Source organism: Paenalcaligenes sp. Me131, from assembly GCF_050487225.1.
In the GTDB taxonomy this organism is placed as follows: Bacteria; Pseudomonadota; Gammaproteobacteria; order Burkholderiales; family Burkholderiaceae_B; genus Paenalcaligenes.
The window spans coordinates 1-14,586 of the sequence record NZ_JBKQGY010000007.1 but is presented as its reverse complement, the minus strand read 5'-3'; the positions used below and the strand labels follow the sequence as shown (position 1 = coordinate 14,586).

The 14,586-nt window shown below is 49.4% G+C and carries 11 protein-coding genes; 6 read left to right on the top strand and 5 right to left on the bottom strand.

Annotation, left to right across the window (positions count from 1 at the left end; genetic code table 11):
* Nucleotides 1-963 precede the first annotated feature (963 nt).
* The 4 genes from ACLPHM_RS17155 to cysG form a co-directional block, all read right to left on the bottom strand.
* On the bottom strand, nt 964-1,689 hold the full coding sequence (locus tag ACLPHM_RS17155; protein ID WP_430222427.1) for a FadR/GntR family transcriptional regulator: 726 nt from the start codon (nt 1,687-1,689) through the stop codon (nt 964-966).
* Between the two features lie 12 nt (nt 1,690-1,701).
* Entirely contained in the window at nt 1,702-2,532 is an 831-nt protein-coding gene (locus ACLPHM_RS17150) for a sulfite exporter TauE/SafE family protein (RefSeq protein ID WP_430222426.1), read from the bottom strand.
* 147 nt (nt 2,533-2,679) lie between these two features.
* Complete coding sequence (locus tag ACLPHM_RS17145) at nt 2,680-3,516, bottom strand: sulfite exporter TauE/SafE family protein (RefSeq protein ID WP_430222425.1); 837 nt, start codon at nt 3,514-3,516, stop codon at nt 2,680-2,682.
* A 98-nt stretch (nt 3,517-3,614) separates the two neighbouring features.
* Nucleotides 3,615-5,069 (bottom strand): siroheme synthase CysG, encoded by a 1,455-nt coding sequence (gene cysG, locus ACLPHM_RS17140; RefSeq protein ID WP_430222424.1) that lies wholly within the window; start codon nt 5,067-5,069, stop codon nt 3,615-3,617.
* A gap of 656 nt (nt 5,070-5,725) precedes the next feature.
* Between cysG and ACLPHM_RS17135 the strand changes: the two genes are divergently transcribed.
* From ACLPHM_RS17135 to ACLPHM_RS17115, 5 genes are all read left to right on the top strand, one after another.
* Nucleotides 5,726-7,198 (top strand): TolC family outer membrane protein, encoded by a 1,473-nt coding sequence (locus tag ACLPHM_RS17135; protein WP_430222423.1) that lies wholly within the window; start codon nt 5,726-5,728, stop codon nt 7,196-7,198.
* Nucleotides 7,199-7,287: 89 nt separating this feature from the next.
* Complete coding sequence (locus ACLPHM_RS17130; RefSeq protein WP_430222422.1) at nt 7,288-7,512, top strand: hypothetical protein; 225 nt, start codon at nt 7,288-7,290, stop codon at nt 7,510-7,512.
* Between the two features lie 28 nt (nt 7,513-7,540).
* The gene (locus tag ACLPHM_RS17125) at nt 7,541-9,679 is read left to right on the top strand and encodes a type I secretion system permease/ATPase (protein ID WP_430222429.1); all 2,139 of its coding nucleotides are present in this window, start codon (nt 7,541-7,543) and stop codon (nt 9,677-9,679) included.
* A 58-nt stretch (nt 9,680-9,737) separates the two neighbouring features.
* Nucleotides 9,738-11,024, top strand: a complete 1,287-nt coding sequence (locus tag ACLPHM_RS17120; protein WP_430222428.1) for an HlyD family type I secretion periplasmic adaptor subunit — start codon at nt 9,738-9,740, stop codon at nt 11,022-11,024.
* A gap of 88 nt (nt 11,025-11,112) precedes the next feature.
* Nucleotides 11,113-11,733, top strand: coding sequence for a helix-turn-helix transcriptional regulator (locus ACLPHM_RS17115; RefSeq protein ID WP_430222421.1), 621 nt, complete (start codon nt 11,113-11,115; stop codon nt 11,731-11,733).
* Between the two features lie 127 nt (nt 11,734-11,860).
* Here the strand turns inward: ACLPHM_RS17115 and ACLPHM_RS17110 are convergent, their stop codons facing one another.
* Nucleotides 11,861-12,358, bottom strand: coding sequence for a 2-thiouracil desulfurase family protein (locus ACLPHM_RS17110; protein WP_430222420.1), 498 nt, complete (start codon nt 12,356-12,358; stop codon nt 11,861-11,863).
* 269 nt (nt 12,359-12,627) lie between these two features.
* Here ACLPHM_RS17110 and ACLPHM_RS17105 point away from each other — a divergent pair.
* On the top strand, nt 12,628-14,586 hold a 1,959-nt coding region (locus tag ACLPHM_RS17105; protein WP_430222419.1), incomplete at its 3' end, for a retention module-containing protein.

The window sequence follows — 14,586 nt, the reverse complement described above, 5'->3', positions numbered from 1 at the left end:
TCCGAACAGGACCGTGAAACGCCTTCGCGCCGATGATAGTGCACGGACGTGTGTGAAAGTAGGTCATCGTCAGGCTCTTACACCAAAAGCCCCGCATCCAACCGATGCGGGGCTTTTTTACGTCTGGACAAAACGCATAACTCCTCTGCAAAGAACCAATTAAGGGCTGATCTAGGACTCTACGGGCCTGCGGCTGTTGCGGTACACGCATACAAGCTTAGGCAGACAAACATAGTCGCTAAAGCAGGACTATCTGCAGCCAACGCCAAGAACGATAATAACGGCAGGTGTATGGCTCTCTAGGTTGCTGAACGAGAACTTCTTAATCTTGAGTGGATTATATGGGCAGGTAGTGTTGGATTATCTTCTTGTTTATGGAAGTTGCGCGTTAGTGAACCCAGACGCTTTAGTTATGTAAGAGCTGCTTCCTTAGCGGGGCTAACTATTTCTATGCTGCCTACTGAGTTAGCGTCTCTTTAGCAGAGCTACCTGCATGTTATTGAGTAAGAATAAACTGTTCTTAATGACAATAACTCCGGCCATTAGGCTGATAGCAATCTCTGCTGAGGTTTTTACTGCCTAACTTGTGCTTTGCGGGCTAGCAGCTAGGGCAGGGCCTTTGGTTGTATGTATTCTATTGAGTAGGAATCGGTATTGATAGCCTTTAGCTTAGACGGCTGCGTGCGTAGCGGCTTGGCAATCGTAGGCAACCTATCTGTAAATTCATCTATTCATTTTCTTTGGATGCAGCTAGCAGACACCAGGTACTGAGCTGCAGATGCTTAGGTTATCTTGTTGAGAGATACGTGTATATGCAGAGTCTTGACTACAGATATGACTCCACTCCCCAGAGTATGCTCATATCAGACACATAGACCACAAAATAAAAACGTCTGATGGTGAGATTCATCAGGCGTTTTTAGATTTGCTGCTAGAGAGCACTCTAGCGTAGGTGAGGTCTACCTAATCTTCCCCTGAGCGAATAATAGGAGCTGTAGCCTCTAACTGTTCTTGTAGGGTACGGCGAACAAGGCTTAAATGCTCACGCATGGCTTGTGCTGCTTCTTCGGGGGATCGTTCACGTACGGCATTTAAAATGCGCGAATGTTGTTCTGTATAACGTGCGCGCACTTCAGGGGTTAGTACATGACGACGTAAGCGACCCCATTCAGTTTGCGCTCGTGCCTGTGTTAATACATCGTAGAAATGCACTAACAGCTTGTTATGCGTAGCCAAACCTAAAGCTTTATGTAGTGCACTGTCCCATTGCTCCCACTCTGCGTGTGAGCGTACTTGCTTAGTTTGTTCAAAGCAGTGTGATAGCGCATCTAAGTCGTGTGAGCTGGCATGTACAGCAGCTGCAGCAGCGATCGCAGGCTCTAGTACAAAGCGTGCATCCATCAGCTCTATGGGGCTGGTGTGTTGCGTCAGACTTTCTAGTGAGTGCAACGGTATGCGTGGTGCTAGCACTACTGTACCTCTACCTGGCACACGCTCCAGACGCCCCTCTTGCTCCAAAATGTCCAAAGCCTGACGTAATACTCGGCGGCTGGCTGTTAATGTCGTGGCTAACTCGCGCTCAGGCGGTAGCTTACTGCCTGGCTGGTAGCTTGCGCTTTCCAGCATTTGGCGTAAAGACTGTAGAACATGTGCGGAACGACCCGTAAGCGTAGGGGAAGTAGGTGTCATGGATGTAAGCGACTAATGGCGAAATGCAGTGTAAAGCATATTGCTAGCATTAAAGATGAGGAACAGTGCAAACGCTATGCGAAGGTAGCGCGGGTTAATGCTGTGTGCAATACGGGCTCCAATAGGGGCCATAAAACCAGTAATGGGTATTAAGAGTAAAAAAGCCAAAACGTTGACATAGCCTACACTGAAAGGTGGCCGTCCGGGAGATCCTATTCCTGCAATAAATGCACCAATAGTTCCTGGTATTGCAATAATCAAACCAATGGCTGCCGCCGTACCTACAGCACGGCGCATAGGGTAGCGATAAAGTGTCAACAGGGGCACACTGAGAGTGCCGCCGCCAATGCCCATGATGGATGATAAGCTGCCAACTAATACGCCATAGAGTGAACGTAAGAAACCAGTGGGTAATTGACCCGTGTCGCTGTCTTGACGGTTGGGGCCAAACAACATGTACAGGGCTACGAGCAAAGTCATGACCGCAAAGATCAATGTCAGGTAAGAAGATTTAAGTATGCTGAATAACATCATGCCTATGATGGCTCCTACGAGTAGGGCTGGTCCCCAACTTCGTAGTAAGGCCACATCAATTGCACCTTTTGCATAATGCGCTCGGGATGAGGACAGCGCGGTGGCCACTACAGTAGAGAGTGATGTGCCTACGGCCATATGCATACGCACATTATCGTCTAACCCCATCAGCGTAAAAAGATAAAACAGCACAGGCACTAAGACGATGCCTCCACCTACACCTAATAAACCGGCAATCAAACCGGCAGCTACACCCGCACCGGTAATTGCCAGAGCAAAGTAGAGCATAGTTTCTACTGAAAACTCCATGACCAATACACCTTAATAAGAGACCAAATGGTAATTATTTATCTAATTGGTCTCCATCAGGGATGGTTTCTTTGATCGTATGAGGATTGTTGGTGTAAACGTTAATAAAAAAAGAGACCAATTAATTAGTTGGTCTCTTTTTTGTGATTAGGATGCGACAGCTGTGTATAGCATGTTGCACGCGTTGAAGAGTAGGAAGGCAGCGAAAGCATAACGTAGGTAGCGAGGGTTCACACTGTGTGCGAGTCTGGCGCCATAGGGGGCTACAAATGCGGTGATGGGAATCAAAATGACAAAGGCGACAATATTGACATAACCTACGCTAAAAGGAGGTAGATGCGTTTGGCCTAACCCCGCTAAAACAGCACCAAAAGCGCCTGGCAATGATATCAGTAGGCCTACGGCTGCCGATGTGCCGACCGCCTTGCGCATGGGGTATTTAAAGTAGCTGAGTAGTGGCACGGTCAGACTGCCGCCGCCAATGCCCATGATGGTGGATAGCCCAGCGACGAGAAGACCAGTAATCCAACGTATAGGCCCGTTAGGCAAATTGCCTACGGAGTCATCCGGATTTTTACGAGATGAGCCAAAGAGCATATACATGGCGATGGAGAAGGTCATGACCGAGAAAATAATGCCCAACTCTGCTGATTTGATTGAGCTAAAAAGGCTCATGGCGATCAGTGCACCAATAATTAACCAAGGTGCCCAATGCTTTAGTAACTCAGTGTCTACGCCACCCTTTTTATAGTGTGCTCTAGACGAGGAGATAGCGGTAGCAATAATAGTCGCGAGCGAGGTACCAATAGCGACGTGTAAGGCGACAGAGGGATCCACGCCCATCTGATGAAATAGGTAGAACAGCACGGGGACTAATACCAGCCCGCCACCTACCCCTAAGAGCCCAGCAATTAGCCCAGCCACCACACCTGCTACGGCAACTGCCACAACAAATATCACATAGAACTGCGTAGAGTATTCCATGACAAAAGGGTCACTTTCTATTAACTAAACAAGCAGAGTAGCAAAAGGTCTTTTGTCTGTCGTGAAACATGTGACTTTTTACGCTATGTCGTTGTAGTTTAGCTAAGTAACGCGAGTGCTGAATTGAGCGGTGCTGTGTCTGTGGTGTCTTCTAGCATGTTGATTTGCTCACCGTACCAATGCAGGGTAGGAGCCAAGGAACATACTGAACCTATGATTAATAGTGAGGGCGACGCGAAGTGATGCTGCTTGGCGTAGTGTGCTAACGAATCAATACGGCTTAGTAACGTACGCTGTTCAGGGCGTGAGCCATTTTCAATGAGTGCGCAGGGCGTATCAGCTGTACGGCCAGCCTCTTGCAAACGTGTGATGAAGTGCAAAATCTGTTGTAAACCCATGTAGACCACCACCGTTTGTGTGGGATCGCTGAGCGCATTCCAGTTCTCTATGGGCGAGTCGTCTTTACGATGGGCCGTGATCAGTTGTACGGATTGTGCGTAGTCTCTGTGAGTGAGCGGTATGCCGCTGTAGGCAGCGCAGGCTAACGCGGCTGTAATGCCTGGAATGACCTTATAGGGAATCTGGTGAGCACGCAGAACTTCTAGTTCCTCTCCGCCACGTCCAAAGATAAAGGCATCCCCCCCTTTTAAGCGTACTACTGTGTGGCCTTGCTGAGCATGCTCTACCATCAGTTGGTGAATACGGTGCTGAGTAGCATGGTGGTCCTCGCCTACTTGCTTGCCTACAGATATTTGCAGGGCATCCCGTCGTGCAAGCTCCAAAATAGCAGGGTCTACTAAGCGATCATAAAGGATCACATCAGCTTGGTTAAGCGCACGCAAAGCATGCTGTGTGAGTAGGCCTGGATCACCTGATCCAGCCCCTACTAATAAGACCTCGCCCATCGTGGTAGTAGGCGGCGACACTAAGGCGCTTTCTAGTAGTGTGGCAGCCAACGTGGCTTGTTGAGCCTGTATGGCATTGGCCACTGGGCCATCCATAATCCAATCGTAAAAGTTACGGCGTGCTTTTAACTGGGGGAATGCCTGTTTTATGGCTTGTCTATAACGTTGCAGCAACTGGGTTAATGCGCCTAATGAGTGGTCCAAGCTGCTTTCTATGCGCGCACGTATGCGTCGGGCCACCATGGGGGCTGCGCCGGCAGAGGAAATAGCGACCGTGATAGGGGCGCGATCCACAATAGCGGGGACTTGGCATGATGAGAGCTCGGCATCGTCCACAACGTTGGCAAAAATGTGACGTTGTTCGGCATCCTGTGACACTACAGCATTTAGCGTAGCGTCGTCTGAGGCGGCAATGACGAGCCAGACGTTATCTAAATCGCGGGGTGCATAAGGACGCGCATGCCAGTGGATTTTGCCCTGTTCTGTCCATTGCTGTAGCGAGGCATTTAGCTCTGGAGCCACCACGGTAATAGCGGCCTGACTTTTTGCGAGCAGTTGTACTTTTCGCCAAGCCACTTCGCCGCCACCCACAACAACGACAGCGCGCCCAGCAAGGTTAGTGAAGAGGGGGAAAAGGAAAGTGCTCATAAGTTTCAGTGTCAAAAATGCGGCCGTGATGCTATTGATTCTAGGTAGGACATGCGGCACGCAGAACGACGTAAAACTTATTTAGTTATCCCTCTATATCTATATAACTAATGTGCGTAGACAAAAGAGTTTATTAAGCACTGTTGTATTATGTCGCAATATGTTGCAGATTAGGTATATACCCTAACCTTTTGATTTAGAACAAATTGTTAAAAATATTAGTGAAATGTTGAAGATTATTAACATTTATTATTCCTAAACTGTTGCTGGCAATCGATACAATGCAAAATAGTTTGTAAATTCGTTTCTGGCAGTTCAATTTACTTACAAACTGTAAGACGCAAGGTCATGCTCCAAGAATACAGGTCAGAAGCCTGTAGCTCCGCCTTGCCAACTCTCTCATGCAATGGCGTTACGTACATTCGCTAATTTGTTTTGGACGCTTCTGTTGACAGCACGGTCTGTGTTGCGTCAACCAAGCACCAGCTTTACACGGAATAGCTAACCCCCTCTAAACAGAGTCTGACTACCGATGGGGTTCGTTCCGGTAGCCCGCCTCTGTTTGGTTTATTGCGTAGATGCAATGTGTAGTACACATCAATGAACAGCACTCACTGTTCATGAAAAAAACCTAAAAACATGCAGGAGCTGCGAAGATGCAAGTAAAAAATCTAACCATTATGGCCATGGCTGTCGCTATGGTATTTTCTGGCGCAAGTTTTGCGCAAACAGCATTATCTCTGCAAGAAAGTGTAGAGAAGGCTGTTACGTCTAACCCAGAATTGGGTGCTCGATTCCAAGACTTTCAATCTAGCTTAGAAGGCCAAAATGTGGCCCAAGGCGGGTTGTTGCCGGAAGTGAATGCAGAAGGCTGGATCGGTAAAGAGTGGCGCGGTAGTACTTCACTGAGCAAATCGCACGACTGGACTCGCAAGGGTTACACGCTGCAACTGCGTCAGTTGATTTTTGATGGCAATTCCACACTGAATACCGTACGTCAGTTGGGCTTGGAAAAAGTGTCCACATACTACGATTTGGTTTCTACCATTGATAGCGTAGCGATGGAAGCGGCAGCCGCGCACATTGACGTTCAGCGTTACCGTGAAATGGAATTGCTGGCACGTGAAAACTACCAAATGCACTTGAACACCTTGGGTCAAGTACGTGAGCGTAGCGAATCTGGCGTTGGCCGTGGCGTGGACTTGGAGCAAGCCATGGGTCGCCAAGCGTTGGCACAAAGTAACCTGATGACAGAATCCGGTAACTTGAACGATGTGTTGCAACGCTACCGTCGTATCGTTGGTCAGCCTGCGCCTACTGTATTGGTAGATGCACCTACATTTGATGAAAAGCTGCCAAGCAACCCAGAGAATTTTGATAACTCGTTGTTGGCTAACCCATCCATTCTGTCCAAACAAGCGTTGTTGCAAGCGGCAGATAAAGGTGTAGACGTTGCACGTGGCAACTTCTCGCCTACATTGGAATTCCGTGCGTCTACAGGTCGTGATCGTAACGAGCGTCCTAACGAGTTGACAGGCCGTCACCATACATCACAAGCCTCCAACGTGCAGTTGGTAGCTTCCTACAACTTGTACCGTGGTGGTGCTGACTCCGCACGTGTACGTCAGACCAAAGCGCAATCGTACGCAGCACGTGATGTACGTGATTACACATGCCGCAACGTGCAGCAAGAATTGTCTATCGCATGGAACAACATCGTTCGTCTGCGTGAACAGATTCCTTTCCTGCGTGACCACGAATTGGCCACATCTAAAGTACGTGTAGCGTACATGCAGCAGTTCCAAATCGGTCAGCGTTCTTTGCTGGACTTGCTGGATACCGAGAACGAATTGTTCGATGCACGTCGCGCACTGCGTAACGCTGAATACGACCTGAAATTGGCCGAGCTGCGTTGGTTGACCTTCTCTCACCAGTTGTTGCCAGCACTGGGTTTACAACAGCCTCACAACCAAGAGTTGCCTGAGGAAGCTGAAGACCTGATCTTCCCACAAGAAGCATTGCAAGTATGTATGGAACCTGTGCCTGACACAGCTAACCTGCAACCCGTAATGGTGGAGTACCGCAACAACATGCAGCCACCTGTTCTACGTCAAGTGGGTGCAAACTAAGCGTGATGTAATATGTAGTAATAAGTTGAAGTTGCATGACACATAGGTGTCGTGCAACGACCAACTTGGCATAGGGCGGTAGAGCACACATGAAAAATGATCGTTCATATAAACAAGAACTGTCGGCATCAGATGCCGACTTTATCCGTGTGCTGGAGGATTTGATCGACGTGCTGATTAGTAATGGCACGATTCGTATGACTGACTTGCCTCCCGAAGCGCTCAAAAAACTGCATGCCCGCAAACAGACGCGTCAGCGCCTGCGTAATACTTCGCTTGATTTGATTAATGACGACGACGATGGACTCCTCTGATCCGCATCTGAGCCAGAACGTTGAGGGTATGCCTGCGCCGCATACTACTCACGATGACCCTCTTCTGGCATGTCTGGTTGAAATTACCAGATTGCATGGGCACCCTTGTTCAGCACAGCATTTAAGTGCTGGATTGCCATTGGCAGACCATCGTCTTACTCCTCATTTGCTGCCTCGTGCAGCGGCCAGAGCAAACAGCTCTGTACGAGTGGTGCGTCGTCCATTGCAGAATTTTCCAACCGCCTTATTGCCAGTGATTTTGTTGCTTAAACAAAATAGAGCATGCGTGTTGTTGTCTCTAGATGGTGATGATGCCGTTGTGCATTATCCCGAGTCTCCAGCGCCTGTAAAAATGTCGCTAGAGGCATTGTTAGAGGATTACTCTGGTTTGGCGGCGGTAGTGCGGCCGTTGTACCGAGTAGAAGCACGCGCCAAAGAAGGCATTGCTGAATTAAAAAATAAACATTGGTTCTGGGCCACCATTACCGAAAACTGGCGCTTATATCGCGATGCGATTGGCGCGGCGTTACTGATTAATATTTTTGCACTGATGATCCCGCTCTACACCATGAACGTGTATGACCGGGTAGTGCCAAACAACGCGACTGAAACCCTGTGGGTGCTGACGCTGGGTATTGGCTTAGTGCTGTTGTTTAACTTCATTCTTACCACCGTACGGGCGTACGTGGTGGATGCAGCAAGTAAACGTGTGGATGTGCGGTTGTCGGCATTGATTATGGAGCGTGTGCTGGATTTGCGTATGGAAGCGCGTCCAGGCTCTGTAGGGTCGTTTGCGGCGAACTTGCGCTCTTTTGAGTCGGTGCGTGACTTCATCGCATCAGCCAGTTTGACCACGTTGGTAGATTTACCATTCGTGTTGTTGTTTCTGGCCGTGTTGGCGTGGATCTCACCGTACATGTTGATCCCGCCGATTGTGGCAATCATCATCGTGTTGGCGGTGTCGTACTTTGCGCAGCGCCACATGGAAACGCTGACCAAGCAAACCTTCCAAGCCGCTGCACAACGTAATGCTGGCTTGGTAGAGTCGCTGTCTGGTCTGGAAACACTGAAAGTGTTGAATGCACAAAGTCATGCACAGCGTAACTGGGAGCGTTCCACAGAGTTCTTGGCCTCTATTGGCGGCAAGATTAAATTGACCTCCTCAAGCACGGTGGGTTTTGTACAGACTATGCAGCAGATGGTCACCATCAGTGTGGTGGTAATCGGTGCGTACTTGGTACAAGATGCCGCGCTGTCTATGGGGGGGATTATTGCGTCCTCCATGATTGCTGGCCGTTGTTTGGCTCCGTTGGGGCAAGTGGCTGGGTTGATGATGCAATACCAGAATGCGCGTACGTCGTTAGACTCCATCGATGGCTACATGAAAATGCCTGTGGAGCATCCTATAGAACGTAACTTTGTGCCACGTCCACAATTGGATGGAGCGGTAGAGTTCAGGGATGTGAGCTTTGTTTACCCTAGCACCGATCAGAAAGTGCTAAGCCAGATCAGCTTGTCTATTAAGCCAGGCGAGAAGGTAGGCATTATTGGTCGTATAGGTTCGGGTAAGACCACGCTGTCTAAACTGATCTTGGGTTTGTACCAGCCTACAGAAGGTACTGTGCTGGTGGATGGCATTGATATTCGCCAGATTGATCCTGCTGATTTGCGCCGTTCTATGGGCTTTGTGTCGCAAGATCCAGTGCTGTTTTACGGCACCTTGAAACATAACCTCACGATGGGGGCGCCATACGCGTCCGATGAGGAAATGTTGGCGGCGGCCCGTATTTCGGGTGTGGATCAATTTGCATCCAGACACCCTGACGGTTACGACATGATCATCAGTGAGCGTGGTGAGTCCTTGTCTGGCGGTCAACGTCAGTCTATCGCGGTGGCGCGTGCCGTATTGAATCGTCCATCGGTATTGCTATTGGATGAGCCCAGCAGCCACATGGATAACCAAAGCGAGATGGCGTTGCGCTCGCGTTTAAAAGATATTTGTGTGGATAAAACGGTGATTCTGGTTACTCACCGTACAGCGTTACTAGATTTAGTAGATCGCTTGATCGTGATGGATAACGGACGCATTGTGGCAGATGGTCCAAAAGATCAAGTCGTGACTGCGTTGAAAGAAGGTCGTATTGGTGGTGCCCGGAGGGCTGCATAAGATGCGTAAGTGGTTTAAGAAACTAGGCCAAGACCAACTGACGCCACCATCACGCAACATGGCGGATAACGCCAAGTGGGCGTTGGAGCATCAGGATGTAAAAGGATCACGTTTGTTGGTCTGGGTATCCTTGTTCGTTATCGTTGTGCTGGTTACGTGGGCATCGTTTGCGTGGATTGATGAAGTGGTACGTGGCGAGGGCAAAGTGGTGCCATCTCGTCAGGTGCAGGTGATCCAAAGTCTGGATGGCGGCGTGGTGGAAGAAATTCTGGTACGCCCTGGTCAGATGGTAGAAGAGGGCGAGGTCATGCTGCGCATAGACCCTACACGGTACTCGTCTTCACTGGGTGAAAATCAAGCAGAAAGTTTGGCATTGATGGCGAAGGCGGCGCGTTTAGAAGCGATTGCGACTGGCGAGCCATTGAAGATGCCTGAAGAGGTACTAGCGAAAGCCCCGAACATCGCCGAAACCGAGCGCAATGTCTGGATGTCGCGCACGGAAGAGCTACGCACTAATTTGCAAGTGGCTAACGATCAATTGCGTCAACGTCGTGAAGAACTGCGAGAGACACAAGCGAACCGTGATCAAGCAGCATCTAGCTGTGGACTGACATCGCGTGAGTTGCAGATGACACGTCCTTTGTTGCAAAGCGGTGCAGTGTCCGAAGTAGACTTGCTGCGCTTGCAGCGTGATGTGGCACGTTACTGTGGTGAGCAAAAAGCGGCAGCAGCACAGATTCACAGGATCGAAGCTTCTATTGAAGAAGCACAAAGTCGGTTGAGCGAAGTGGAAATCACATTCCGCAACCAAGCGCGTACAGAGTTGGCCGACACACGTGCCAAGTTGTCGTCGTTGGAGCAAGGTCAGTTGGCGTTGGTAGACCGTGTGCGTTTGGCTGAAGTGCGTTCTCCGGTACGCGGCACGATCAAAAGCTTGTATGCCAATACCGTAGGTGGTGTGGTGCAGCCAGGTAAAGACATTATTGAGATTGTGCCGTCCGACGATACGTTGCTGTTAGAGGTACGCATTAATCCTAAAGATATTGGTTTCTTACATGCCGGTCAGAAAGCAGAAGTGAAATTTACGGCGTATGACTTTGCCGTGTATGGCGGATTGTCTGGTGAGCTAGAGCAAACCAGTGCTGACACCATAGTCGATGAAAAAGGCAACGCTTTCTATATTGCCAAAGTACGTACCGATCAGGCTTATGTGGGCGAAGATCAACGCCCCATCTTGCCGGGGATGGTAGCCGAAGTGCACATCCTGACGGGTAAGCGTACGGTGATGCAGTATCTGTTGAAGCCTATTTTGCGAGCACGAGCCAACGCGTTTACTGAACGCTAAGGCAGTGCCAAGAGCCTGTTCTATATAAAACAGGCATTAGCGGCGGTTATCAAGAACCGTCACGATCTTTGAACGAGGGAATTGCCGCATGCAGCAAGTAGTTTCTGTTTTAATGCTCAGCAACGATGATTATCTTTGGCAGCATTGGCGTGCTTTACCTGCATCTCACTGGATGCTGGCTAGAGGTCATAACCTTGAAGATTTGCAGCGTTGGAAACAGTCAGGCCGTCAGTTAGTGGTGATCGATCATGCCTTGAAACTGTGGCAAGACAGTCAGTGGGCCGATGTAAGTGCGGGTATGCAGTGTGTGGTGGCGAGCACGTCGCCTAATGATGTGGAAGGTCAACAGGTGTTGGCCGCTGGTGCGCGTGGCTACATTCATGCGTATGCACCTATCCCTACGTTGGAACGCGTGTTGGAACACGTACAAGCCGGTGAAGTGTGGGTAGGCCAAAGTTTGTTAAGCCGACTGCTGAGCACTATTAGTCATCAATTGCCAGAAAACACTAACCCTGTTTGGCATATTGGTTTGACGGCACGAGAAATTGATGTGGCACAGCGTGCTGCATTGGGTCACTCCAATCAGTTGATTGCTGATGATCTAGGTATTAGCGAGCGCACAGTTCGTGCACACTTATCCGCTGTTTTTGAGAAGCTTCATGTAACAGATCGTTTAATGTTGAGTCTGAAAGTACACGGTATTCGCTAGTGTAAGTAGTGTGAGTGGATAAGGTAGTATGACACCCCAAATTTTGGAATATATCTGAAATTTGGGGTGTTTTTTTATGGGGGCGAAACAGGAAGAAATGCAGGCGTATGGGGGCTGTAGGCAAGCATCATGGTTGCTCTAGCTGTAGGAGTAGAGCAGCAGCCTCATCGATTTTGTCCTCACTGAATACCTGCATACCTGCTTCGCGCAGTAGTGTGGTGGTAACGCCTTGACCAGCAATTTTGTTGCCACGAAACGAGCCATCGTAAATGTGGGAAGAGCCGCACGAAGGGCTACCCTCTTTAAGAATAGCAATACGAATGTGAAATTTCTGGGCTAGGCGTAGGGCTGCTTCGGCACCAGAAATAAAGGCGGGTGTTACATCCTCCCCGTGATTATCTATGACATGCGCAGTGCGTAGCCAAACGGCCTTGCCCCCGGCCGCCTGTGCAATTTCTGCAGCTGGGCGCGGGACAGGTAGTCCACCTGCTAATTCGGGACAAACAGCGATGACTTTACCCGCAGCAACCCAGCGTTGAAGCGTGTCATGATGCGAGCGTTTGTGAGAGGCATCATAGCGTACGGGGTTACCCAATAAGCAGGAGCTAACAAGAATATAGGCCATAAATGAATTGAGGGCTCTGGGTGTGGGTGTAAGGCATGGGAGAGTATTCCGTCAGTAATACACTATCTCTACCCCTAAGATGTATAACTTAGGTAGCTGCCTGTGTATAAAAAATGTTAAGAAAGTAAAAAACAGGCTCTAACCTGTCGTCGACGACAATACCCAAAAGGCACTGTGCTTCCTAGAATTTATAGCAATTTGTATAGAATTCTTTCATTGCGTTGTCTGTGTATAAAACCTTACAACGCAATTCTCTCGGAGCATAGCAAATGGCTATCGACACAGTTTTAGTAGGCAATGTTTCTGGTAATGCTTGGGTACGTCAAGCAGATGGTTCGTTGTTGGCGCTGCGCGCAGGTATGCGTGTCCCCGCGAATGCAGAAGTAGTAACAGACAGTGGTGCATCCGTTCAACTTCAAGGCGATGGTATGCAGCCCATCACATTAGGTGAAAATCGCCAGTTGCAGGTGAGTGATGAGTTGGCAAATGCAGATGTGGACCCTAGTGGCCAGACTGTCCCTGCACAACTGGACCCTGAGTCAGCACGTGTGTTGGCAGCATTGCAAGCAGGTGAGGACCCTTTTGAACAGTTGGATCCAACTGCTGCAGTAAATAGCGGGGGCGGCGATGGTGCCGGTGGTAGCAGTTTTACGCGTTTGGTAAGCATTGTAGAAGCGACTTCACCATTGGCGTTGGCGTATCCCAAACCATTGCATGCATCAGGCGAATTGCCACGCATGGGTGGTTATGGTCGTGGTGAAGAGGCTGTAGAGTCTACAACGCCTATATTGAAAATCACCATCAATGATGATGGTACGGTGACCTTCAAATTTAGCGAATTGCCCGTGGGCTTTGACGCTTCGGACGTCAATGTGTCTGGCGGTGGTCGTATTGAAAATCTGCGCCCTGATCCCACAGACCCCACCAAATGGGTGGCTGATCTGATCGTGCCTGATAACTACGAAGGCGACATTGTTGTTCACGTTCCAGATGGTAGCTACACAGGTACTACGGGTGTTCCTGGTTTAGGGGATGAAGACACCATTACGGTAGACACGTTGCCCCCAGAGGCAGAGATTGCCATTGACGTCATCGCTGGCGATGACGTGATCAATAAGGCAGAGTCCGAAGGTGATATCACGATCACAGGTACCGTAGGTAAAGACGTCAAGCCTGGCGATAAAGTGACCGTTACTGTTGGCGGAAAAGAATACGAAACCACCGTTAACCCTGACGGTAGGACATGGAACGTAGACGTTCCTGGTTCCGAGTTGGCGAACAACGACAAAGTGGAAGCCAAAGTTACGACCACAGACGATGCGGGTAACAGCACGACTGTGACGACTGATCGTGGCTATGACGTACATACGACCCTACCGACAGCGGAGATCAAGATTGATGCTGACTTCTTCGGTGGTGATGGCAAGCTGAACAATGCGGAGTCCAAGGTTGATCAAGTGATCCACGGTACAGTGGGTGGCGATGTTCAGGATGGTGACAAGATCATTGTGATGGTTGGTGGTAACAAGCATGAGACGACTGCATTAGATGGCAAGTGGTCGATTACTGTGCCAAAAGACCAAGTTGAGAACCTGAAAGCAGGTGAAATCACAGCGAAGGTGAGCGGTGAGGATGACCACGGTAACCCGTACAGTGCAGATGATGCAGCGGATTACACGGTACATACGACCCTACCGACAGCGGAGATCAAGATTGATGCTGACTTCTTCGGTGGTGATGGCAAGCTGAACAATGCGGAGTCCAAGGTTGATCAAGTGATCCACGGTACAGTGGGTGGCGATGTTCAGGATGGTGACAAGATCATTGTGATGGTTGGTGGTAACAAGCATGAGACGACTGCATTAGATGGCAAGTGGTCGATTACTGTGCCAAAAGACCAAGTTGAGAACCTGAAAGCAGGTGAAATCACAGCGAAGGTGAGCGGTGAGGATGACCACGGTAACCCGTACAGTGCAGATGATGCAGCGGATTACACGGTACATACGACCCTACCGACAGCGGAGATCAAGATTGATGCTGACTTCTTCGGTGGTGATGGCAAGCTGAACAATGCGGAGTCCAAGGTTGATCAAGTGATCCACGGTACAGTGGGTGGCGATGTTCAGGATGGTGACAAGATCATTGTGATGGTTGGTGGTAACAAGCATGAGACGACTGCATTAGATGGCAAGTGGTCGATTACTGTGCCAAAAGACCAAGTTGAGAAC

Excerpts from the sequence above, each read along its gene's own strand:
- ACLPHM_RS17155 (WP_430222427.1), bottom strand. The coding sequence starts at position 1,689 with ATGACACCTACTTCCCCTACGCTTACGGGTCGTTCCGCACATGTTCTA.
- ACLPHM_RS17150 (WP_430222426.1), bottom strand. The coding sequence starts at position 2,532 with ATGGAGTTTTCAGTAGAAACTATGCTCTACTTTGCTCTGGCAATTACC.
- ACLPHM_RS17145 (WP_430222425.1), bottom strand. The coding sequence starts at position 3,516 with ATGGAATACTCTACGCAGTTCTATGTGATATTTGTTGTGGCAGTTGCC.
- cysG (WP_430222424.1), bottom strand. The coding sequence starts at position 5,069 with ATGAGCACTTTCCTTTTCCCCCTCTTCACTAACCTTGCTGGGCGCGCT.
- ACLPHM_RS17135 (WP_430222423.1), top strand. The coding sequence starts at position 5,726 with ATGCAAGTAAAAAATCTAACCATTATGGCCATGGCTGTCGCTATGGTA.
- ACLPHM_RS17130 (WP_430222422.1), top strand. The coding sequence starts at position 7,288 with ATGAAAAATGATCGTTCATATAAACAAGAACTGTCGGCATCAGATGCC.
- ACLPHM_RS17125 (WP_430222429.1), top strand. The coding sequence starts at position 7,541 with ATGCCTGCGCCGCATACTACTCACGATGACCCTCTTCTGGCATGTCTG.
- ACLPHM_RS17120 (WP_430222428.1), top strand. The coding sequence starts at position 9,738 with ATGGCGGATAACGCCAAGTGGGCGTTGGAGCATCAGGATGTAAAAGGA.
- ACLPHM_RS17115 (WP_430222421.1), top strand. The coding sequence starts at position 11,113 with ATGCAGCAAGTAGTTTCTGTTTTAATGCTCAGCAACGATGATTATCTT.
- ACLPHM_RS17110 (WP_430222420.1), bottom strand. The coding sequence starts at position 12,358 with ATGGCCTATATTCTTGTTAGCTCCTGCTTATTGGGTAACCCCGTACGC.